Origin of the sequence: Sphingopyxis sp. SE2 (genome assembly GCF_032227185.1) — a bacterium.
Lineage (GTDB): Bacteria > Pseudomonadota > Alphaproteobacteria > Sphingomonadales > Sphingomonadaceae > Sphingopyxis.
This window is the reverse complement of sequence record NZ_JAPMXW010000001.1, coordinates 1775456-1796942: the sequence shown is the minus strand read 5'-3', so window position 1 is coordinate 1796942 and position 21487 is coordinate 1775456. Positions and strand designations below refer to the sequence as shown.

24 protein-coding genes are annotated in these 21487 nt (G+C 66.9%); 12 read left to right on the top strand and 12 right to left on the bottom strand.

The window, feature by feature from the left end; genetic code table 11:
- Positions 1 to 21: 21 nt before the first annotated feature.
- Positions 22 to 840 (bottom strand): SDR family NAD(P)-dependent oxidoreductase, encoded by an 819-nt coding sequence (locus OVY29_RS08575; RefSeq protein WP_037556571.1) that lies wholly within the window; start codon positions 838 to 840, stop codon positions 22 to 24.
- 316 nt (positions 841 to 1156) lie between these two features.
- Here OVY29_RS08575 and OVY29_RS08570 point away from each other — a divergent pair, with 316 nt between their 5' ends.
- Positions 1157 to 1684, top strand: a complete 528-nt coding sequence (locus OVY29_RS08570) for a CarD family transcriptional regulator (protein WP_037556573.1) — start codon at positions 1157 to 1159, stop codon at positions 1682 to 1684.
- A gap of 224 nt (positions 1685 to 1908) precedes the next feature.
- On the opposite strand, the gene truA is transcribed toward OVY29_RS08570, so the two are convergent.
- Together truA and fmt are read right to left on the bottom strand one after the other, a co-directional pair.
- Positions 1909 to 2649, bottom strand: a complete 741-nt coding sequence (truA, locus tag OVY29_RS08565) for a tRNA pseudouridine(38-40) synthase TruA (RefSeq protein ID WP_037556575.1) — start codon at positions 2647 to 2649, stop codon at positions 1909 to 1911.
- Between the two features lie 112 nt (positions 2650 to 2761).
- On the bottom strand, positions 2762 to 3682 hold the full coding sequence (fmt, locus tag OVY29_RS08560; protein ID WP_037556577.1) for a methionyl-tRNA formyltransferase: 921 nt from the start codon (positions 3680 to 3682) through the stop codon (positions 2762 to 2764).
- Positions 3683 to 3906: 224 nt separating this feature from the next.
- Between fmt and recR the strand changes: the two genes are divergently transcribed.
- On the top strand, positions 3907 to 4503 hold the full coding sequence (gene recR, locus OVY29_RS08555) for a recombination mediator RecR (RefSeq protein ID WP_037556580.1): 597 nt from the start codon (positions 3907 to 3909) through the stop codon (positions 4501 to 4503).
- 31 nt (positions 4504 to 4534) lie between these two features.
- Positions 4535 to 5068, top strand: a complete 534-nt coding sequence (def, locus tag OVY29_RS08550; protein ID WP_037556582.1) for a peptide deformylase — start codon at positions 4535 to 4537, stop codon at positions 5066 to 5068.
- Positions 5069 to 5253: 185 nt separating this feature from the next.
- Here def and grpE read toward each other — a convergent pair whose 3' ends face one another.
- Both grpE and hrcA read right to left on the bottom strand, forming a co-directional pair.
- Positions 5254 to 5811: a nucleotide exchange factor GrpE gene (grpE, locus tag OVY29_RS08545; RefSeq protein WP_037556583.1), complete on the bottom strand. Its 558-nt coding sequence runs from the start codon at positions 5809 to 5811 to the stop codon at positions 5254 to 5256.
- A 4-nt stretch (positions 5812 to 5815) separates the two neighbouring features.
- Positions 5816 to 6859, bottom strand: a complete 1044-nt coding sequence (gene hrcA, locus OVY29_RS08540; RefSeq protein WP_037556584.1) for a heat-inducible transcriptional repressor HrcA — start codon at positions 6857 to 6859, stop codon at positions 5816 to 5818.
- 102 nt (positions 6860 to 6961) lie between these two features.
- On the opposite strand from hrcA, the gene rph reads away from it, so the two are divergent.
- The 4 genes from rph to OVY29_RS08520 all read left to right on the top strand — a co-directional run bounded on the left by rph (position 6962) and on the right by OVY29_RS08520 (position 10423).
- Positions 6962 to 7678, top strand: coding sequence for a ribonuclease PH (gene rph / locus OVY29_RS08535; RefSeq protein ID WP_037556585.1), 717 nt, complete (start codon positions 6962 to 6964; stop codon positions 7676 to 7678).
- A complete protein-coding gene (gene rdgB / locus OVY29_RS08530; RefSeq protein ID WP_037556586.1) occupies positions 7678 to 8301 on the top strand; it encodes an RdgB/HAM1 family non-canonical purine NTP pyrophosphatase in 624 nt (207 codons plus the stop codon). The genes rph and rdgB overlap by 1 nt, the downstream gene beginning before the upstream one ends.
- A 9-nt stretch (positions 8302 to 8310) precedes the next feature.
- Complete coding sequence (gene hemW / locus OVY29_RS08525; RefSeq protein WP_313911174.1) at positions 8311 to 9456, top strand: radical SAM family heme chaperone HemW; 1146 nt, start codon at positions 8311 to 8313, stop codon at positions 9454 to 9456.
- A gap of 88 nt (positions 9457 to 9544) precedes the next feature.
- Positions 9545 to 10423, top strand: a complete 879-nt coding sequence (locus OVY29_RS08520) for a tyrosine recombinase XerC (RefSeq protein ID WP_313912050.1) — start codon at positions 9545 to 9547, stop codon at positions 10421 to 10423.
- Positions 10424 to 10712: 289 nt separating this feature from the next.
- Here the strand turns inward: OVY29_RS08520 and OVY29_RS08515 are convergent, their stop codons facing one another.
- The 4 genes from OVY29_RS08515 to rsmI are packed head-to-tail and all read right to left on the bottom strand — an operon-like array spanning position 10713 to position 13513.
- Positions 10713 to 11321, bottom strand: coding sequence for a DedA family protein (locus OVY29_RS08515; RefSeq protein ID WP_313911173.1), 609 nt, complete (start codon positions 11319 to 11321; stop codon positions 10713 to 10715).
- Positions 11322 to 11344: 23 nt separating this feature from the next.
- The gene (gshB, locus tag OVY29_RS08510; RefSeq protein WP_313911172.1) at positions 11345 to 12295 is read right to left on the bottom strand and encodes a glutathione synthase; all 951 of its coding nucleotides are present in this window, start codon (positions 12293 to 12295) and stop codon (positions 11345 to 11347) included.
- Positions 12296 to 12305: 10 nt separating this feature from the next.
- Positions 12306 to 12656, bottom strand: a complete 351-nt coding sequence (locus OVY29_RS08505) for a YraN family protein (protein ID WP_313911171.1) — start codon at positions 12654 to 12656, stop codon at positions 12306 to 12308.
- Positions 12653 to 13513: a 16S rRNA (cytidine(1402)-2'-O)-methyltransferase gene (gene rsmI / locus OVY29_RS08500; RefSeq protein WP_037556592.1), complete on the bottom strand. Its 861-nt coding sequence runs from the start codon at positions 13511 to 13513 to the stop codon at positions 12653 to 12655. Before rsmI ends, OVY29_RS08505 begins: the two co-directional genes overlap by 4 nt.
- Before the next feature lie 76 nt (positions 13514 to 13589).
- Here rsmI and OVY29_RS08495 point away from each other — a divergent pair, with 76 nt between their 5' ends.
- Complete coding sequence (locus tag OVY29_RS08495; protein ID WP_081933151.1) at positions 13590 to 14726, top strand: penicillin-binding protein activator; 1137 nt, start codon at positions 13590 to 13592, stop codon at positions 14724 to 14726.
- Positions 14727 to 14897: 171 nt separating this feature from the next.
- Positions 14898 to 15434: a translation initiation factor IF-3 gene (infC, locus tag OVY29_RS08490; RefSeq protein ID WP_037556593.1), complete on the top strand. Its 537-nt coding sequence runs from the start codon at positions 14898 to 14900 to the stop codon at positions 15432 to 15434.
- A 180-nt stretch (positions 15435 to 15614) separates the two neighbouring features.
- On the opposite strand, the gene OVY29_RS08485 is transcribed toward infC, so the two are convergent.
- Positions 15615 to 16316 (bottom strand): NRDE family protein, encoded by a 702-nt coding sequence (locus tag OVY29_RS08485; protein WP_313911170.1) that lies wholly within the window; start codon positions 16314 to 16316, stop codon positions 15615 to 15617.
- A 97-nt stretch (positions 16317 to 16413) separates the two neighbouring features.
- Here OVY29_RS08485 and OVY29_RS08480 point away from each other — a divergent pair, with 97 nt between their 5' ends.
- Genes OVY29_RS08480 through OVY29_RS08470 form a run of 3 tightly spaced genes read left to right on the top strand, consistent with a single transcriptional unit; the run spans position 16414 to position 18039 of the window.
- Complete coding sequence (locus tag OVY29_RS08480; RefSeq protein WP_037556595.1) at positions 16414 to 16968, top strand: DUF4287 domain-containing protein; 555 nt, start codon at positions 16414 to 16416, stop codon at positions 16966 to 16968.
- A gap of 2 nt (positions 16969 to 16970) precedes the next feature.
- A complete protein-coding gene (locus tag OVY29_RS08475) occupies positions 16971 to 17579 on the top strand; it encodes a TetR/AcrR family transcriptional regulator (protein WP_037556597.1) in 609 nt (202 codons plus the stop codon).
- Between the two features lie 22 nt (positions 17580 to 17601).
- On the top strand, positions 17602 to 18039 hold the full coding sequence (locus OVY29_RS08470; protein WP_052182384.1) for a hypothetical protein: 438 nt from the start codon (positions 17602 to 17604) through the stop codon (positions 18037 to 18039).
- A 66-nt stretch (positions 18040 to 18105) separates the two neighbouring features.
- On the opposite strand, the gene cobA is transcribed toward OVY29_RS08470, so the two are convergent.
- Complete coding sequence (cobA, locus tag OVY29_RS08465) at positions 18106 to 18894, bottom strand: uroporphyrinogen-III C-methyltransferase (protein WP_037556599.1); 789 nt, start codon at positions 18892 to 18894, stop codon at positions 18106 to 18108.
- Positions 18884 to 21475, bottom strand: a complete 2592-nt coding sequence (locus tag OVY29_RS08460) for a molybdopterin-dependent oxidoreductase (protein WP_313911169.1) — start codon at positions 21473 to 21475, stop codon at positions 18884 to 18886. The genes cobA and OVY29_RS08460 overlap by 11 nt, the downstream gene beginning before the upstream one ends.
- Positions 21476 to 21487: the final 12 nt, after the last annotated feature.

Here is a 21487-nt window from a genome sequence, read left to right as displayed (position 1 = left end):
CGACCTGCCGGCCGCGCAGCGCTATTGTCCGCGGCCGGCCCCCATCTGCTGCGCATAGCCCGCCCGCACCATCGCGCTCATCCGGTCGAACAGCGCGTCGGGATCGCCGCGGCGCAGCCCCGCGATCGCTGCCTCGGCCCCCTCGGCGACGACCAGCTCGCGCGTGCCGGCATCGACCGCGGCGAGCATCCGCGCCGCCGCATCGTCCGGCGACAGGCCGTTGTCGATCGCGGCGTCGCTTTCGCCGCGGATGCTGCCGTCGGCGCTGAGCGCGTTGCGGCTGACGTTGGTGCGCACCGATCCCGGCGCGACGACGAGGACTTTCAGCCCCAGATGCTCATTCTCGGCGCGCACCGCGTCGTGATAGCCGATGATACCATGTTTTGCCGCCGAATAGGCGCTGCGCAGCGGCACGCCCGCGATGCCCGCGACGCTCGATATGGCGATGATCTGTCCGCCGCCCGCGCCGACCATGCGCGGCAGCAATTGCTGGGTGAGCGCGATGGGGGCGAGCAGATCGACCGCGATGATCCGCTCATAAACCGAAAAGTCGGTTTCGATCGCCAGGCTGCGCTGCGAGATGCCGGCGTTGTTGACGAGGCCATCGACACGGCCGCGCCACGCCCAAGCCTGCTCGGCGATCGCGGGGAGGGCGGCATAGTCGGTCGCCTCGAACGGCAGGACCAAAGTCTCGGTCGCGCAATCGGCGGCAACGGCCTCGATCGCGGCGACATTGCGCCCCGACAGGATCAGCTTCGCGCCGCGCTTCGACAGCGCTTTGGCGAGCGCAGCGCCGATGCCCGACGACGCTCCGGTGACCCACCAGACTTGATCCTTCATTACCGCTCTCCATCTATGCTTTCGTTTCAACCTGAAACGGGTGTAAGGAGCCGTCAAGGCGCTGACCCGCGCATTTCCGCGCAGGGGTGGCAATTTTGTTGCGAATCTGTTATAATAAATATCAACACGCCGACATTGCGCCTCTTCCCGCCGCTTGGGCTGGGGCACGCTTGGCGTTTCCGATGGAGCCCATTCCTTGTCACGCTGACTGGCTAGCGCCGCCCTACCAGCCCAATCCCCCTCCGATAGAGGGCCGGATACAGAGCTGTTCACGCGCTTCCCCGTCTCCCCGGCAAGGCCACTGAAAGGAACTTGAATGTCCGCAAGCACTCCCGTTTTCGAAGTCGGTGACTATGTTGTTTATCCGAAGCATGGCGTGGGGCGCGTCATCGAGCTGCAAAAATCCGAAATCGCCGGCATGCAGCTGGAACTTTATGTTCTCCGCTTCGAAAAGGAAAAAATGACCCTTCGCGTTCCGACGAACAAGGCCGAAGGCGTCGGCATGCGCAAGCTGTCGTCGGACAAGACGCTGAAGGAAGCGCTGCAGGTTCTGACGACCAAGCCGAAGGTGAAGCGCACCATGTGGTCGCGCCGCGCGCAGGAATATGAAGCGAAGATCAATTCGGGCGACCTCGTGTCGATCGCCGAAGTGACCCGCGACCTGTTCCGCGCCGACGACCAGCCCGAGCAGAGCTATTCGGAGCGTCAGATCTTCGAAGCGGCGTCGAGCCGTCTCGCGCGCGAACTCGCCGCGATGGAAGAAAGCGACGAAAAGACCGCGCAGGCGAAGATCCTCCAGATCCTCAACGAGCATGCGCCGCTCTATTACGCCGAAAAGGTTTAATCGCGTCCACTGCGGTGAAGGAAAGGGCGGTCTGGTAGGGCCGCCCTTTTTCGTTCCTCCCTCTCCCCTTGGGGAAGAGGGATGCGAAGGCTTGGCGGCTCGCCGCCTAGCCGAAGCTGGGTGAGGGCCCGCTCCCCGACGCCTCGATCGCGGAATTAATGGGTCCTGACCCTAGCGAACAAGTTCGCAAGTCTCGCTGCCCTCTCCCCCAAGGGGAGAGGGTTTCAGGGATATGTCGCGCTCACGAAATAAAGCCCGTCGGGCGGTGCGTTGAGGCCGAGCGCGTTGCGGTCGGCGGCGTCGAGCGCCGCCTTCAGGTCGCGCGCCGACCATTTGCCATGCCCGACAAGTGCGAGGCAGCCGACCATCGAGCGCACCTGATGATGGAGGAAGCTGCGCGCCGCGGCTTCGACGATCACTTCCTCGCCGTGGCGGCTGACGCTGAGCTTGTCGAGCGTCTTGACGGGGCTTTGCGACTGGCAATGCGCCGAGCGGAAGGTCGTGAAATCGTGGAGGCCGATGAGCTGCTGCGCGGCGGCGTGCATCGCGTCGGTATCGAGCGGGCGTGCGACCTGCCACGACAGCCCCTTGTCCCATGTCAGCGGTGCGCGGCGGTTGACGATGCGATATTCATAGGACCGCCCGATGCACGCGAAGCGCGCGTGCCAGTCGTCGGGAACGATCTCGCACCCGATGATCGCGACCGGTGCGGGGCGAAGCTGTGCGTTGAGTGCTTCGGTCAGTTTGAACGGGGTCAGCGGCTTTTCGATGTCGACATGCGCGCGCATCGCGATGGCATGAACGCCCGCATCGGTGCGCCCGGCGCTCAGCACCTGCACATCCTCGGCGGTGAAACGGTGGATCGCTTCCTCGATCGCCTGCTGGACGCTCGGGCCGTGCGCCTGCCGCTGCCAGCCCATATAGGGACGGCCGTCATATTCGATGGTGAGGGCGAAGCGGGTCATGGGTGGGTCATTTTCCCGATCTCGTCACCCCGGACTTGATCCGGGGTCCATTCCGGTGCCGGAGTCATGGACCCCGGATCAAGTCCGGGGTGACGACGGAGGAGGGGCGTGGTCATGCTAGCCGTGTACCTTTGGGAATCGCGCGCCCGCGCAGCAATTCCCCGGCCTCCATCGCGGGCTTTCCCGCGCGCTGGACGCGGCCCACGCGGATCGCGCCGGGGTTGCAGGCGATGGTGAGCGCATCATCGAGCGTGATGCCGGGCGCGGCGCCCGCGACCGTGTCGGCGGGATGAACGACCTCGGCCGCCAGTATTTTGTATCGTTCGCCTTCGAGTTCGAAGAAGGCGCCCGGCACCGGATTGAACGCGCGCACCTGCCTCTCGACCTGCACAGCGCTGGTCAGGAAGTCGAGCCGCGCCTCGCTCTTGTCGATCTTCGCCGCATAAGTGACGCCCTCATCGGGTTGCGGCACCGGCGGAAAGGCGTGGAGGTCGCTCAGCACTCGGCGCATCATCAGCGCGCCCATTTCAGCGAGTTCGTGGGTGAGCATGCCCGCGCTCTTGCGTCCTATCGGCGTCGTCTCGATCAGCCGCATCGCGCCGGTGTCGAGCCCCGCGTCCATCTGCATGATCGTCACGCCCGTTGCGGCATCGCCCGCCAGGATCGCGCGCTGCACCGGCGCCGCGCCGCGCCAGCGCGGCAGGATCGAGCCGTGGACGTTGAGGCAGCCCTCGCGCGGGGCGCCCAGGACCGCCTGCGGCAGGATCAGGCCATAGGCCGCGACCACCGCGACATCGAGATCGAGTGCGGCGAATTCGGCCTGCGCTTCCTCGGTTTTCAGGCTGCGCGGCGTGCGGACGGAAAGGCCGTGTTCTTCGGCCCAGACCTGCACCGGGGTCTTCTGCAATTTCTTGCCGCGCCGCGCGGGCCGCGGGGGCTGGCTGTAGACGGCCACGATGTCGAGCCCCGCCCCGTGGAGCGCGGCGAGCGTCGGCACCGCGAAGGGCGGCGTTCCCATGAAGGCGATGCGCATGGGCAGCGCCTTTGGCGGAGGGGCGCATCTTATTCAACCCCTCTCCCCTTGCGGGAGAGGACAGCGAGACTTGGTGGCTTTGCCACTTAGTCGCAGCGGGAGAGGGGGCAGCGCCGCCGCAACCCCTCTCCAGCCTTCGCTAAGCGCTTCGCGCCAAGCTTCGGCATCCTCTCCCGCAAGGGGAGAGGATTGTGCGGGCTCCCGCCGCGCGATAGGTGCTGTGCATGGCCTCCACCGAAATCGAAGCGCTCGTCCAGCAACTCGCCCGCCTGCCGGGGCTCGGCCCGCGTTCGGCGCGGCGCGCGGTGCTGCACCTGATGAAGAAGCGCGAGAGCAGCTTTGCGCCGTTGCTCGCGGCGCTCCAGACCGTATCCGAGCGGCTCGTCACCTGCTCGACCTGCGGCAATGTCGACACGAGCGACCCGTGCGCGATCTGCGCCGATCCGCGCCGCGACGAACGCAGCCTGTGCGTCGTCGAGGAGGTTTCCGACCTCTGGGCGCTCGACAAGTCGCGGCTGTTCCCCGGCAAATATCATGTGCTCGGCGGCCGGCTGTCGGCGCTGGAAGGTGTGCGGCCGCAAGACCTCAGCATCGATGCCCTCGTCGCGCGCGTCGCCGCGGGCGGGATCGACGAGGTTGTGCTGGCGATGAACGCGACGCTGGAGGGGCAGACGACCGCGCATTATCTGGCGGAGCGGCTGGAGGGCTATCCGGTGCGACTGACGCAGCTCGCACATGGCCTGCCGGTGGGCGGCGAGCTCGATTATCTCGACGAAGGGACACTGGCGCAGGCGCTGAGAGCGCGGCGTCCGGTGGGTTGACGTCAGGCATCGGAGTTCATACCTGCACGCCATGGCCATCCTACCCATCATAGAGACTCCCGATCCGCGGCTGCGCGTCATTTCCAAGCCTGTCGAGACGTTCGACGCCGAGCTGAAAACGCTGGTCGCCGACATGTTCGAGACGATGTATGACGCCCCCGGCATCGGGCTGGCGGCAATTCAGGTCGGGGTGGCGAAGCGCATTCTCGTCATCGACCTGCAGGAAGCCGATCCCGGCGACGAAGAGGGCAAGAAGGTGATCCGCGAACCCCGCGTCTTCATCAATCCCGTCTTTTCGGACGAGAGCGAGGAGCATAGCGTCTATCAGGAGGGCTGCCTGTCGGTTCCCGAGCAATATGCCGAGGTGACGCGCCCCGCCGAGGTCACCGTCGATTGGCAGGACGAGGACGGCAAGCATCATCAGGAACGCATGACCGGGCTGATGGCGACGTGCATCCAGCATGAGCACGACCATCTGGAAGGCATTCTCTTCATCGACCATCTGTCGCGGCTGAAGCGCGAGATGGTGCTGAAGAAGCTCGCGAAGCTGCGGAAAGCGGCGTGATTTAAGCCCCTCCCCTTGCGGGAGGGGTTTGGGGTGGGGTCCCGCGCACTTGTGCGCGAAGAGAATCCTTTCCGCCTCGACGTTTTCAAGATTCTTATGCGGCGCAGACGCGCCGCGCACCCACCCCGTTTCACGAGTCACGTGCCTCGTGAAACCCCCTCCCGTAAAGGGAGGGGAGGTTCGGATCAATCCGCGGCCTTCGCCACGCCCACCATCGCGGGGCGCAGCAGGCGATCCTTCATCATATAGCCCGCCTGCATTTCCTGCACGATCGTGCCGGGTTCCTTGTCACTCGGAATTTCGAGCATCGCCTGATGCTGGTTGGGATCGAGCGGCAGGCCGATCGCGGCGATGCGTGTGATGCCGTTGCGTTCGAAGACGCCGAGCAATTCGCGCTCGGTGGCCTCCAGCCCGGTGATCAGCGGCTTGAGCCCTTCATCGGCGCGCTGTTCGTCGCTGAGCGCGGCGAGCGCGCGGCCGAGATTGTCGGCGACCGAGAGGATGTCGCGCGCGAATTTGGTCGACGCATAGGCATGCGCGTCGGCGATTTCCTTGTCCTTGCGGCGCGTGACATTCTGCGTCTCGGCGCGCGCATAGAGCAGGTCCTGCTGGAGCGCGGCGACCTGTTCGGCGAGCTGCGCCAGTTCTTCATTCGACCCTTCGGCGGGCGCTGCGGAGTCCGCGGTTTCAGCTTCGGTTTTCGTGCCGTCGTCGACCGGCGTGTCGTTTTCTTGTGTCGTCATAAACCTATCGTATCAGTCTGGAGAGCGATTGTGCGGTGAAATCCACCATGGGAACGATCCGGGCATAGTTCAAGCGCGTCGGGCCGATGACGCCGACCACGCCGACGACGCGCCCGTCCGATCCGCGGTAGGGCGCCGCTATCACGGACGAGCCCGAAAGCGAGAATAATTTATTCTCCGATCCGATGAAAATGCGGGTTGCGGCGCCCTCGCGCGCGCTGTCGAGCAATTGCGCGATGTCCTGTTTGGTTTCGAGCTCGTCGAGAAGCTGCCGCACGCGATCGAGATCGCCGACCGCGTTGTCGTCGAGCAGATTAGCCTGGCCGCGCACGATCAACACCGGCCGGTCGGCGCCGTCCGACGACCAGATCGCTAGGCCACGCGAGACCAGATCCTGTGCCGCGCGGTCGATCGCGATGCGCTCGGCCTCGATCTCGCGGCGCACGCGCGCCATCGCTTCGCTCAGCGTCAGCCCGCCGAGCGTCGCCGAGATATAGTTGCCCGCCTCGACCAGCGCCGACGGGTTGAGCCCGGGCGGAATATCGATCACGCGATTCTCAACCGTCCCGTCGCCCGCGACGAGCACGACGAGCGATTGGTTCGCCGACAGGGGCACGAAGGCGAGCTGTTTCAGGACGCGCTCATGCTTGGGAACGAGCACGAGCCCCGCGCACGCCGAGAGCCCCGACAGCGCCGAGGTCGCCTGTGCGAGCGCGCTTTCGATCGGACCGCCTTCGGACAGACTTGCCTCGATCTGCGCGCGGTCCTCGGCCGAGGGCTCGGCAACCTGCATCATCCCGTCGACGAAGAGGCGGAGGCCCTGTTCGGTCGGCAGCCGTCCCGCACTGGTGTGCGGGCTCGCGAGCAGGCCATATTCCTCCAGATCCTGCATCACATTGCGGATCGAGGCGGGCGAGAGGTTGAGCGCCGCGAGCTTCGACAGTGTGCGCGACCCGACCGGCTGTCCGGTCTCCAGATAGGCATCGACCACCAGCCGGAACACGTCGCGCGCGCGCGTGGTGAGTTCGGTGATCGGCGGCGTGGTCATGGGGAGGATTTAGGGATGGCGAGGCACGGGGGCAAGCTATGCTCTGGCCAAGCCGGGCCCGCATCGCTAAGCGCGCCGCACACATCACAGGAGAATCCCGACATGCGCCCTTCCGGCCGCGCGCCCGACCAGATGCGCCCTATCGCCATCGAAACCGAATTCACCATCCACGCCGAGGGCAGCGTCCTCGTCAGCTTCGGTAACACCAAGGTGCTCGTGACCGCGAGCGTCGACGAGAAGGTGCCGTCGTGGATGCGCGGCAAGGGTGCTGGCTGGGTGACCGCCGAATATGGCATGCTGCCCCGCGCGACGCACACGCGCGGCAACCGCGAAGCCGCGAAGGGCAAGCAGTCGGGCCGCACGCAGGAAATCCAGCGACTTATCGGCCGGTCCTTGCGCGCCGTCGTCGACATGAAGAAGCTCGGCGAGCGCCAGATCATCATCGATTGCGACGTGATCCAGGCCGACGGCGGCACGCGCACCGCCTCGATCTCGGGCGCTTGGGTCGCGATGCGGCTCGCGGTCGACAAGCTGCTCGCGGCCAAGACGCTGGCCGAGGACCCGATCGAGGACAAGGTCGGCGCGATTTCGTGCGGCATCTATCGGGGCACCCCGGTGCTCGACCTCGATTATGACGAAGATTCGACCGCCGAGGCCGACGGCAATTTCGTACTCACCGGCAAGGGCCAGATCGTCGAGGTGCAGGCGAGCGCCGAAGGCGCGACCTATGACGAGGAGGGCCTGCTGCGCCTGCTCCGCCTCGCGCGCATCGGCTGCGGCGAGATTTTCGCGGCGCAGGACCGGGCAACGGGGCGCTGATGACGCGCAAGCTCGCCCCCGGCAAGCTCGTCATCGCCAGCCATAACGCGGGCAAGGTGCGCGAGATTCGCGCGCTGCTCGAACCCTATGGCATCGAGCCCGTGTCGGCGGGCGACCTCGGGCTGGCCGAGCCCGAGGAGACGGGCAAGACCTTTCGCGAGAATGCGCTGCTCAAGGCGCACGCGAGCGCAGCGGCGGCGGGGCTTCCCGCGCTCGCCGATGACAGCGGGCTCGAGGTCGCGGCGCTTTCCGGCCGGCCGGGGGTTTACACCGCCGACTGGGCCGAACGCCAATGGTTCGAAGGCAATCCGGGCCGCGACTGGTATATGGCGATGGGCAAGGTCGAAGGTCTGCTCGCCGAACAGGGGCCGGACGTCGACCGCAGCGCCTGTTTCGTCTGCATCCTCGCGCTCGCCTGGCCCGACGGGCACGCCGAGGTTTTCGAGGGCCGGGCGGAAGGAAATCTCATCTGGCCGCCGCGCGGCAAGCTGGGCTTCGGTTACGATCCTGTCTTCGTTCCGGCCAGCAAATCATTGACTTTCGCGGAAATAGAACCGGCGGAAAAACATGCGATCAGCCACCGCGCCGACGCCTTTGCGAAGCTGGTGGCGGGGGTGTTCTAAAGAGCGTTCATGGCCGAACCGCTCGCCCTTTATGTCCATTGGCCATTTTGCGTGTCGAAATGCCCCTATTGCGATTTCAACAGCCATGTGCGCGAGCGCGTCGATCAGGCGGCGTGGCGCGCGGCCCTGCGCGCGGATTTGCGATACGAGGCGGCGTTGCTGCCCGGGCGCACGATCGGCTCGATCTTCTTCGGCGGCGGCACGCCGAGCCTGATGCCGCCCGTAACGGTCGCGGCGGTGATCGCCGAGGCGGAGGCGCTGTGGGGCCTCGCCGATGATGTCGAGATCACGCTTGAGGCGAACCCCAATTCGGTCGAAGTTGCCAATTTCGCCGATCTTGCGGCTGCGGGGGTCAATCGCGTTTCGATCGGTGTCCAGAGCTTCGATGCCGAAGTGCTTGAATTTCTGGGCCGCGCGCACAGCGAGGAGGAGGCACGACGCGCGATCGCGGCGGCGCAGGCGCATTTCGCGCGCGTCAGCTTCGACCTGATCTATGCGCGGCCCGGCCAGACGCTCGCCGCATGGGAAGCCGAGCTTTCGGGCGCGCTGGCGTTCGGCACCGACCATCTCTCCCTCTATCAGCTGACCATCGAGTCGGGGACGCGTTTCGCGACGCTGGCGGCGAAAGGCGATCTCGTCATCCCCGACGGCGATGCCGCCGCCGATCTGTTCGACGCGACGCAGGCGATGACATCCGCCGCGGGGTTGCCGCGCTACGAAGTGTCGAACCATGCGCGCATCGGGCAGGAAAGCCGCCACAATCTCGCCTATTGGCGCTACGCCGATTATGCCGGCGTCGGGCCCGGGGCGCATGGCCGGCGATTGGGCCAAGCGACCGAGCGGCACAAGAAGCCCGAAAATTTCATCGCGGCGGTGACGCGCAACGGCCATGGGCTGAAAGTCGAGGCCGATCTGCCGCCGCACGAGCGCGCGACCGAGGCGATGCTGATGGGGCTGCGACTGACCGAGGGAATCGACCTCGCCCGCATCGAGGCGCGGAGCGGCTTGCCGCGCGCGGCATTCGTCGATGCCGATGCAGTGGCGCGGCTGGCGGGGCAGGGGCTGATGCGCGACGACGGCGACCGGCTGGCGGTGACCGACGCGGGCATATTGCTGCTCGACTCGATCCTTTCCGAGGTAGTGAAAACCCACTAACCTTGGTCCATCGTTGGCATGGAGCGCCAGCGTGTCTCTACTTCGCTCGACACGAACGGGACTAGAGGGAGCTTTGGTGGCGCAAGACATGATCCGCGACTGGGATGCCCATCTGGCGCACGAAAAGCGCCGGTCGGAGCATACGCGCCGCGCCTATATCGCGACCGCCGAGCGCTTTTGCGCCTTTCTGTCGCGCCATCGCGGCGGGGCGGTCGATGCACGTATGCTGAAGGCGCTGACGCCGAACGATTTGCGCGCCTATCTTGCCGAGCGCCGCGCCGAGGGGCTCGGCAACGCATCGGCGGCGCGCGAGTTGTCGGCGCTGCGCAGCTTCCTGCGCTTCGTCGGCGGATCGAACGCCAACGTGCCGCAGATGCGCGGGCCGCGCGTCAAGAAAGGGCTGCCACGACCGGTGGCGCCGGCTGAGGCGCTGGCGCTGGCGCAGGATGTCGAGGACAATGCGCGCGAGGGCTGGGTCGGCGCGCGCGATTTCGCGCTGCTGCTGCTGCTCTATGGTGCTGGCTTGCGCATTGGCGAGGCGCTGTCGCTGACCGGCGCGGCGCTGCCGTTCGGCGATACGCTGCGCGTCACCGGCAAGCGGGCGAAGACGCGCATCGTGCCGATTCTGCCCGCGGTGGCGAATGCCGTGTCGCGCTATGTTGCGGCCTGTCCATATCCGATCGCGAAGGAGACGCCGCTGTTTCTCGGCGCGCGGGGCGGGCCGCTCCAGCCCGGCGTGGTGCGGGCGAGCGTGCGATCGGCGCGGCGCGCACTGGGCCTGCCCGAACGGACGACGCCGCACGCGCTGCGCCACAGTTTTGCGACGCATCTGCTCGCGGGCGGCGCCGATTTGCGGAGTTTGCAGGAACTGCTGGGGCATGCGAGCCTGGCTTCGACGCAGGTCTATACCGCGGTCGATGCGGCGCATCTGCTCGATATTTATCGCAGCGCGCATCCACGGGCGTGAGGCCGCTTTGGGGTGGTGAGCTGTCGTCCAGATCCTCCCCTTTGCGCAGCAATGGGGAGGTGGCAGCCCGCAGGGCTGACGGAGGGGTCGACGCCGTCAGGCGTCGGTGCAAGGCCAGACCCCTCCACCACCGCTTCGCGGAGTGTAGGGTTGGATTGCCCCCGGCAATCCAAGTCCAGTCCGGGGGACTGGACGACCCAACACTCCCCCTCCCCAGCGCTTCGCGATGGGGAGGATCTGTACGTCCGCTTCCGGTCGAAACCCGCCATCGTCGCCGTGGCAGATCGGGTCATTCGCCCTTCGTTTTCGACTTCCAGGTGACGACCCGGTAGAGATACAGCGCGACCAGCGAGCCGATCGCGACCAGCGCCACGGGGCCGACGAAAGCGTCGAGGTTGGCGAATTGCTTGCCGAACCAGCTACCCGCGCCGGCGAGCGCGGCGATCCAGATCGTCGAGCCGGCGGCGGTCCAGATCAGGAATTTGAGCTGATTCATCTGCACCATGCCCGCGGGCAGCGAGACCATCGTCCGCGCGACGGGCATGAAGCGCGCGATGAACACGATGGCCGGGCCATATTTCAGGAAGAAATTGTGCATCCGTTCGACTTCGTCCCAGTCGAGCGTCAGCCAGCGGCCGTGGCGGTCGATGAAGGGTTTGAGCCGCTCATACCCGATCCAGCGTCCGATCGCGTACCAGATCCAGTTGCCGGCAGTCGTTCCCGCGACCGCGACCGCGACGAGCGTCCAGAAATCGAATCGGCCCTGCGCGACGGCGATCCCGCCCAGCCCCATGATCACTTCGGACGGGATAGGCGGGAAGACATTCTCGATGAACATGAGGATAAAAATCCCCGCATAACCCCAGCTCTGGATCAGGTTCAGGATGAAATCGGTCATGCGAGGGGTAACGCGCTGCTGGCTCAGCCGATGCGTCGTTTGATCGCATCCCAGATCATGCCCGCCGTATCGCTGTCGTTGAAACGGTCGATCGCGACGATCCCGGTGGGCGAGGTGACGTTGATTTCGGTGAGCCATTCGCCGCCGATCACGTCGATCCCGACGAAGACGAGCCCGCGTTCGCGCAAGGCAGGGCCGAGGACGTCGCAAATCTCCTGCTCGCGCGGGGTCAGCTCGGCCGCCTCGGCATAGCCGCCGACCGCGAGGTTCGAGCGGAATTCGCCTTCGCCGGGCTTGCGGTTGATCGCGCCCGCGACCTCGCCGTCGACGAGCACGATGCGCTTGTCGCCCTTCGATACGCTCGGCAGGAATTGCTGGACCATGAAGGGTTCGGGCCACACCTGTCCGAACAGTTCGACCAGCGCGCCCAGATTGCCGCCGTCGGCGTCGATCTTGAACACCGCCTTGCCGCCGTTGCCGTGGAGCGGCTTGATCACGACGGCGCCGTGTCGCGCTTGGAAATCCTTCACCGCGCCCAAGTCGCGCGTCACCATCGTCGGCGGCATGAACTCGGGAAAATCGAGCACGAAGACCTTTTCGGGTGCGTTGCGGACAGAGACGGGGTCGTTGACCACCAGTGTTTCGTGCTGGATGCGTTCGAGCAGCCAGGTGCCGGTCAGATAACCGAGGTCGAAGGGCGGGTCCTGCCGCATCAGCACGGCGTCGACGTCGCGGCCGAGGTCGAGCAGCACCTCGTCGCCGAACTTGTAGTGCGCGCCGGCCTCGCGCTGCGCCTCGACGATGCGGTGCGCCTTGGTGGTCAGCCGCCCGGCCTCCCACGTCAGCCCGCGAACGTCGTAATGATAAAGCTCGTAGCCGCGTTCGAGCGCCTTCAGGATCAACGCAAAGCTGCTGTCGCCTCCGATGTTGATATTGTCCATCGGGTCCATTTGTACCGCGGCGCGCAGGGTCATTATTTCTTCCTCAGGGTTGCCAGACGTGGATCAGATGGCGCGGCAGGCGGCGCGGCGCAAGGAGCATCACGTCGATCCGGATGTCGTCGCGCGGGCCCGCGAAGCGCGGGGCGAGCATTTCGGCGGCCGCGGCGACGCGGCGGAGGCGGTATGGGTCGATCGCGAGGTCGAGGTCTTCGGCCCGGTCGCGCCATTTGACTTCGACGAAGGCGATCATCCGTCCGCGCCGCGCGACGAGGTCGACTTCGCCGACGGGGACGCGCAGCCTCTCGCCCAATATGCGCCAGCCGTGGAGGCGCAGCCACCAGGCGGCGCGGCGTTCGGCCTTGCGCCCGCGCGCCTCGGCGGCGGCGCGGTTCAAGCCTGTTCCTTGAGCGCGAGGGCGCGGGCGTAGATGTCGTGCCGGTCGAGGCCGAAGCGTTTGGCGACCGCCTTCGCCGCCTGTGCGACGGGTTTGTCCGCCATCGCTTCGCGCAGCGCGGCGTCAAGCGTCGCGTCGTCGGCGTTTTCCGCCTTCGCTTCGCCGGGCGGGCCGACGATGACGACGATCTCGCCCTTGGGCGGCGCGTCGGCATAGCGTGCGGAAAGCTCGGTTAGGGTGCCGGTGACGCATTCCTCGAACATCTTGCTGATCTCGCGCGCGACCGCGGCCTCGCGGTCGCCGAGCCCCTCGGCGAGCGCGGCGAGCGCGGCGGCGAGGCGCGGGCCGCTTTCGTAGAAGACCAGAGTCGCGCGCAGGGCGGCGAATTCGGCGATCGTGTCGGCGCGCGCCTTTGCCTTGTTGGGGAGGAAGCCCGCGAAGAGGAAGCGGTCGCTCGGCAGGCCCGAGAGGGTGATGCCGGCGATCGCGGCGCAGGGGCCGGGCAGGGTGGTGACATGGCGTCCCGCGGCGCGCGCATCGCGGACGAGCTTGTATCCCGGGTCCGAAATCAGCGGGGTGCCCGCGTCCGACACCAAAACGACAACTTCGCCCTGCATGCGCGCAACCAGCGCGGCGCGGGTGCGTTCGTCGCTATGATCATGATAGGGGGTCATCGGCACACGCAAACCCAGATGCGACAGCAGTTTCGCGGTCACGCGCGTATCCTCCGCGGCGATCACGTCGGCGGAGGCGAGCGTTTTGGCCGCGCGCGCGCCGATGTCGCCGAGGTTGCCGATGGGCGTCGCGACGATATAGAGACCGGGCAAGGGAGAATCTGAGATGTTCGAATCTGGCATGACGCCGAAAATGGCAGAAACTGCCCCAGACTGCCATGGTGGCGCGCGCCAGGTGAATGCGTCGTCGCGCCGCGCGATGCTGCGCGGGCTCGGCGTGATGGCGATGGCGGGGCTGCTGGCGGCGTGCCAGGTCGTGCCGAAAACCGGCGGCCCGGCGACCCCGCCGCCGCCGACCGACCCGACCGACAATGTCGGCCCCGGGCTGCCCACCGATACCGATCGTCACCGCGTTGCGCTGCTCGTGCCGCAGACGGGGCCCAACGCCGACGTCGGCACCGCGATCGCCAATGCGACGACGCTGGCGTTGCTCGATACGCGCACCGAGCGCGTGCGCATCACGACTTACGACACCGCGCTCGGCGCCGCCGCCGCGGCGCGGCAGGCGGTCGCCGACGGCAACAAGCTGATCCTCGGGCCGCTGCTCAGCGAGGATGTCTCGGCGGTCGCGCCGATTGCGCGCGGCGCGAAGGTGCCGGTGCTGAGCTTTTCGAACGACAGCAGCGTCGCGGGCAACGGCGTCTTCATCATGGGCTTCGTCCCCGGCCAGTCGGTCGAGCGTATCGTCGCCTTTTCGCGATCGAAAGGCCATCAACGCTTCGGCGCGCTCGTGCCCAAGAATGTCTATGGCGACCGCTCGGCCGCCTCGTTCCGCGCCGCGGTCGCCAAGGCGGGCGGCACTTTGGTCGCGGTCGAAAGCTATGACCGCAGCGCGACCGCGCTGTCGGGCGCGGCGCGGCGGCTCGCCAATGCGGGCGCGATCGACGCGGTGCTGATCGCCGACAGCGGCGGCAACGCCATTCGCGCCGTGCCGGTGATCAAGGGCACGGGGAGCAAGCAGATCCTCGGCACCGAGCTGTGGAACACCGATGCCGCGCTCGGCAGCAATGCCGCGATGCGCGGGGCGTGGTTCGCCAGCGTCTCCGACGGGCTTTATAGCCAGCTTGCGACCAAATATCGCACCCGCTTCGGCCGGCCGCCGTACCGGCTCGCCAGCCTCGGCTATGATTCGGTGCTGCTGACGGTGCGCATCGCGCGCGACTGGAAGCCGGGGAGCAATTTCCCGGCGAACCGCCTGCTCGCCGCCGACGGCTTCGGGGGGATCGACGGCATTTTCCGCTTCAACAACCGCGGCATCGCCGAGCGCGCGCTCGAGGTCAGCGAAATCGGCGCCGGCGGCTTTCGCGTGATCGACCCTGCGCCGACGAAATGGTGAGCCGCGATTGAGCGTGGCAGACCGGCCACAGTTGGCCGAAAACCGCTATCGGAAAAGCGCGGCGGCCTTTACGCCCGCCGCGCGATCACTATATGACAGTCGCGCGCGTTCCGGCGTCGATTCCGCACGCGCGTTCGATATGTTTCAGGAGATACAGCTATACCACCGCCCATGACCCGTCGCCCGATGGCACCGATGCCGCCCAAGAACGGCCCGCGTTACAATGAATTCATCGCCTCCCCCAAAGTCCGCGTGATCGACGAGGAAGGCGAAAATCTGGGCGTCATGCTAACAGCCGAGGCGATCGAGCAGGCGGCCGAGGTCGGGCTCGACCTGGTCGAAGTATCTCCCAACGCCGATCCGCCGGTGTGCAAATTCCTCGACGTCGGCAAGTTCAAATACGAGGCGCAGAAAAAGGCGAACCTCGCACGCAAGAGCCAGAAGACGCAGGAAATCAAAGAGATCAAGATGCGTCCGAATATCGACGATCATGATTTCGATGTGAAGATGAAGAAGGTCTTCGACTTCCTCGAGGAAGGCGACAAGGTCAAGATGACCATGCGTTTCCGCGGCCGCGAAATGAGCCACACCCAGCTCGGACTCAACGTGCTCCAGCGCGTCGCCGAGATGACCGCCGAGGTCGCGAAGGTCGAGGCGCACCCGCGCACCGAGGGCCGTCAGATGCTGATGGTGCTCGCGCCGAAATAAGCCATGCGATCCTCCCTGTCGCGAAGCGATGGGGAGGGGGACCGCCCGTGTAGCGGGTGGTGGAGGGGCCGCTTTAAGGCCCCTTCGTCAGCGCTGCGCCGAAGGCGCAGTTTATCCTGAGCGCCTGCAAGGCAGTCGAAGGGCGCTGCCACCTCCCCATCGCTTCGCGACAGGGAGGATTTAAGAAGCGATCCGAAATTCGAGGGCGGTCGTTCCAGCGGGACGGCCGCCCGCTTCATATCGGCGCTCGGTCATCCGGACCGCGCCATCCGCCGAGATCAGCACGAGCGTCGAGGCGCGCGTGCCATAGACGTCGCCGCGCAGGAACAGCGCGGGGTCGTCCCCGGCCATCAGCGTGTCGAGCAGCTTTTCGGGGTCGGTGCCCGCCGTGACGGCCGTTTCGAGCCCAGCGCGCAGCCGTTCGGCGCGGGGGCAGGGGGCGTCGACGGGTTCGTTGGCGAGCGCGTGGACGCCGGGTTCGAGCGGCATGATCAACGGGACAGGCCGGTTGTTCAGCAATCGTGCCGCGCCGCCGTCCACGGCGAACAGGTTGAAGGCGTTGAAGCGCGGCAGATCCTCCGCCGCCGGGTCGGCGAAGCGCCCTTCGCCGCGCAGCAGGTCGGATACGAGCGCGCCGCGCGATTCCTTCGCGGGGTCGGGCATCGCGCCGCGGACGTTGGTGACGACGACGGTGCGGCCGCTCGGGCGATGGACGCCGAGCCAGGTGCCGCCCGCCCGCAGGTCGCGCCCGGCGACGAGACCGCTGCCGTCGTCCCACTCGTGAAGCGGCGCGGCGGGGCGTTCGTGAAACTCGTCGCGATTGCCGATGAGGATGAGCGGCCAGTCGGGATGGACGCGGTGGGCAAGGGCGACGACACACATGCCGCGCATATCGGGAGTTCGCGCGCCCTTGCCAAGTCTCTTGACAAATTGCTTGGTTGAATGTTCAATCAACTCATCTTGACGAGGGAGGACGCCGATGGCCGACGAATTCGAGAAGATGGGCGAGAATTTGCGGGCGAAGACCGGCAAGGGACTCGACGAATGGGTCGCCACCGCGCGCGCGACCGGGATCGCCGGCCATATGGCGCTGGTGAATCACCTCAAATCCGAACATGGGCTTGGCCACGGCTATGCCAATATGATCGTTCATGCCGCGAACGCCTCCTCGTCGCTGTCGCAGGACGATGAGGCGCTGGTCGAAGCGGCGTTCGACGGCGCGAAGGCGCATTGGCGGCCGCTCTACGACCGGCTGACCCTGCTCGTGCAGGGTTTTGGCGATGACGTCGAGCTGGCGCCGAAGAAGGGCTATGTGAGCCTGCGCCGCAAGAAGCAGTTCGCGCTGCTGATGCCCTCGACCAAGGATCGCTTCGACATCGGTCTCGCGCTCAAGGGCGAGGAACCGGCAGGCAAGCTCGAACTGGCGGGAAGCTGGAACGCGATGGTGTCGCACCGCGTGCGGATCGCGGCGGGCGAGGATGCGGAGGGCGATGTCGCGGACTGGCTCCGCGCCGCTTATGACCGGGCGGGATAGGGATGAATGCCGCCGACACCCGCCAGCGCATCCTGATGACCGCGATGGAGCTGTTCTGGGAGAAGGGCTATCTCTCGACCTCGGTCGCCGACATTTTGTCGCGCAGCCAGGTCCATTCGGGCAGCCTCTACCATTTCTTCCCCGGCAAGCAGGACGTGCTCGTCGGCGTGCTCGAACTCTATCGCGACGGCATCGACGCGATGCTGCTCGCGCCCAATTGGGACGGCGTCGACGATCCGATCGACAAGGTTTTCGCACTGCTCGCCGGTTATCGCACGCATCTGATCGTCACCGATTGCACCTATGGCTGCCCTATCGGCAGCCTTGCGCTCGAAATCCACGAACCCGACCCGGTGGTGCGCGAGCTGATGGCGGCGAATTTTTCGAACTGGTCGGCGGCGATCGCCGGCTGCTTCGAGGCAGCCGCCGACCGCCTGCCGAAGGACACCGACCGCAAGGCGCTTGGCGAGTTCGTGCTGACGGTGATGGAAGGCGCGGTGATGCAGGCGCGCACCTATCGCGACATCGGCTATTTCGACCGCAATATCGCTGTGTTGCGCGACTATATCACCATATTGCTGGCGACCGAGAAATCTGCTAATTTCGCCTGATCTTTCTGAGGGGGAGATGAATATGACCGAAGCCGTCAAAACGCCCTGGCACCTGTGGGTTGTCGGGGCCGTGTCGCTGGTCTGGAACGCCTTTGGCGCGATGGACTATACGATGACCAAGATGGGCAATGCCGAATATTTGGCCGCCTTCACGCCCGAGCAACAGGCCTATTTCACCAGCTTCCCGATGTGGGCGAATGTCGGCTGGGCACTGGGGGTCTGGGGATCGGTGCTCGGGTCGCTGCTGTTGCTGGTACGCAGCCGCCATGCGGTCACCGCCTTCATCGTCTCGCTCATCGGGCTGGCGATCAGCAGCTTTTACCAGTTCGGCCTGCATTATGGCGACCTGATGCGGATGTTCGGGACCTTCCCGATGATCTTCACCGCGGTGATCTGGGTCGTCGCGATTGCGCTGTTTCTCTACGCGCGGGCGCAGGCGTCGAAAGGCGTACTGCGGTAATATCCGCTTTGGGGCGATGAGCGGTAAGATCATGTACCCCGGCGGCGAAGACTGCGCGGACGGCAATTATTGGCCATAGGCCGCGCGCGAGCTGTTCGCGGGCAGCGCTGCCGCGCCGCCGGCGAGCATCACCGCGGCGCCGACCAGAATGAGCGTCGGAGCGTCGGCGGCGAAGGATTTGGTCGCAAGGTCGAGAAGATCGAGCCGGGTGACGAGCCGCCGCTCGCCGGGGCCGCTGACTTCGCATGCGATCATCACCGGCATTTCGCCGGGCATCCCCGCCTGCATCAGGCCGCGCCGGATTTCGCCCGCGGCCTCGCGGCCCATGTAGAAGGCGAGGGTCGATCCGCCGCGCGCCAGCGAAGACCAGTCGATGTCGAGCGCGGCGCCGCGGCGGCTGTGCGCGGTGACGAAACGAACGTCACGCGCGACGCCGCGCAGCGACAGCGACATACCCGCCGACGCGGCGGCGGCGCTCGCGGCGGTGATGCCGGGACAGATTTGGACATGAAAGCCGGCATCGTTGAGCGCATCGATCTCTTCGGTCGCGCGCGCGAACAGCGTCGGGTCGCCGCCTTTCAGCCGGACCACGCGTTTGCCCGCCCGTGCAGCGGCGACGAGGAGCGCATCGATCGTTGCCTGATCCTTCGAATGGCGCCCCGATCGTTTGCCGACGCTGACGCGCTCGGCGCGCGCGGGGATGAGGTCGAGGACGCCGCGCCCCACCAGCGCGTCGCAAAAGACGATGTCGGCGCGCTCGATCAACCGCACCGCCTTCAGGGTGAGCAATTCGGGGTCGCCAGGGCCGGCGCCGACGAGCCAGACGGTGCCGGGCGCAAAATCGTCAGGCTGCATTGCTGGTCTCCTCGGTCAGGATGCGCGCGAGCGCGGGGCGGCACGAGCCGCAATTGGTGCCCGCGCCGATCGCGCCGCCGATCGCGGCGACGTCGGCGAGACTCTGGTCGCGGATCGCGGCGACGATGGTCTTGAGGCCGATATCGAAGCAGACGCAGATGATCGGGCCGCGGTCGGCCTGCACGCCCGGCGCGCGGCCGGCGAGCAGGGTGGGGGCGACTTCGGGCGCGGACAATTGCGCGATCAGCCAGTCGCGCGGGGGAAGTTCGCCGCTTGTCGTGACGAACAAGGCTCCGACGAGGCGGCCGTTCGTGACGATGGCGATGCGTCTGGTCCCGCGCGCGGCGTCCTGCGCCTCGATGCGTTCGCCCTTGGGGAGCAACGCTTCGATGCTCTTGAGGTCGCCATTGCCCGCGACTTCCCACATCACCCCCGAAGGCACCGCGACGCGCGTTGCCCAGAGGCAGCGCGGCGTTTCGGGCAGTTCGCGTGCGAGGAGCAGAAAGCCGCGCCATTTGGGGGTGACCGCGGCGATCGCGGCGGGGGTGCGCTTGAACCCCGGCTGGCCCGACACCGGATCGACGAGCGGGCGGGGGAGCAGGCCGGTGCGCCCGCCGCTCGCGGTGCGGTCGGTCCAGTGGATGGGGACGAACAGCTCCCCGGGGCGCTGACCGGGGTGGAAGGCGACGCGGTAGAGGCTGTCGCCCTGCGGCGTATCGACGCGCGCGAGGCCGCCGTCGGTCAGGCCGAGGCGCGCGGCGTCGTCGGGGTGGACCTCGACCAACGGCTCCTCGCGGTGCCGCGCGAGTTTGGGGGCGAGGCCGGTGCGCGTCATCGTGTGCCATTGGTCGCGGTAGCGGCCGGTGTTGAGCGTCAGCGGCCATTTGGCGAGGGGTTCGGGCAGCGGTTTTTGCGCGACGGGGACTAGGCGCGCGCGGCGGTCGTCGGTCGAAAAGCGCCCGCCGGCGAAGGGGTGATCGCCGCCCCAGCGAAACGGGGTCATCGCGTCGTAAGCGGCGGTGCCGCCCTGCGCCGCGCCGGGCAACGCGAAGAGGCGCGCGCCGTCATTGTCATAGGTCGACAGGCGGCAATGCTCGCGCCAGATGTCGGCGGGGCGGTCGTAGGCGAAGGCGGTCTTCCACCCCATGCGCCGCCCGACTTCCTTGACGATCCACCAGTCGGGCATCGCTTCGCCGGGGAGCGGAAAGAGCGCGCGCTGGCGGCTGATCGTGCGGTCGCTGTTGGTGACGGTACCGTCTTTCTCGCCCCACGCCGCGGCGGGCAGGCGGACGTGGGCGAAGGCGCCGGTATCGGTCTTTTCAATCACGTCGCTCACGACGACGAAGGGGCAGGTCGCGAGCGCCTCGCGTACCGCATTGCCGTCGGGCATCGACACCGCGGGGTTGGTCGCCATCACCCACAGGGCCTTGATGCGGCCCTCGCCGAGGCTGCGGAACAGGTCGACGGCTTTGAGGCCCGGCTTCTCCGCCATCGTCGGCGACGCCCAGAAGCGCTGGACGCGCGCGCGGTTTTCGGGGGCGAAATCCATATGCGCGGCGAGGGTCGAGGCGAGCCCGCCGACCTCGCGCCCGCCCATCGCGTTGGGCTGGCCGGTGATCGAGAAGGGCGCGGCGCCGGGCTTTCCGATGCGGCCGGTGGCGAGGTGGAGGTTGGTGATCGCATTGACCTGATCGGTGCCCGCGGTCGACTGGTTGATCCCCTGGCTGAACAGGGTGACGGTGCGCGGGTGGGCGGCGAACAGCTCGTAGAAATGCCTGAGGTCGGCGGCGGGGACATCGCACGAGCGCGCCACCGACCACAGGTCATTCCCCTCTCCAAGCTGGTCCCAGAAATCCTGCGGCACCGCGACATGCGCGGCGAGATAGGCTTCGTCGATGGCGCCCGCCTCGCGGCAATGCTGGAGCAAGCCGGTCATCAGCGCGACGTCGCTGCCGGGACGGATCGCGAGGTGGAGGTCGGCTTCCTCGGCGGTTTCGGTGCGGCGCGGGTCGATGACGACGAGCTTGGCGCCCGCCTCGCAGCGCGCGCGGATACGCTGATAGACGATCGGGTGGCACCAGGCGGTGTTCGATCCGACGAGTATGATCAGGTCGGCGGCGTCGAGGTCGTCGTAGGTCGCGGGGACGATATCCTCGCCAAAGGCGCGCGTGTGTCCGGCGACCGCGCTCGACATGCAAAGCCGCGAATTGGTGTCGATGTTCGCGGTGCCGATGAAGCCCTTCATCAGCTTGTTCGCGACGTAATAATCCTCGGTGAGGAGTTGCCCCGAGACGTAGAAAGCTACGCTGCCGGGGCCGTGGCGCGCGATCGTTTCCTTAAATTTCTTGGCGACGAGATCGAGCGCCTTATCCCAGCTCGCACGCTTGGCGCCGATCATCGGGTGGAGCAGGCGGCCTTCGAGCCCGACGGTTTCGCCGAGGTGCGTGCCCTTCGAGCAGAGACGGCCGCGGTTCGCGGGGTGGTCGGGATCGCCCGCGATCTCGACGCTGCGCTCGCCGGTCACCGTCGCGCGGATGCCGCAGCCGACGCCGCAATAGGCACAGGTGGTGCGGACCTCCATTAGCCCCTCCCC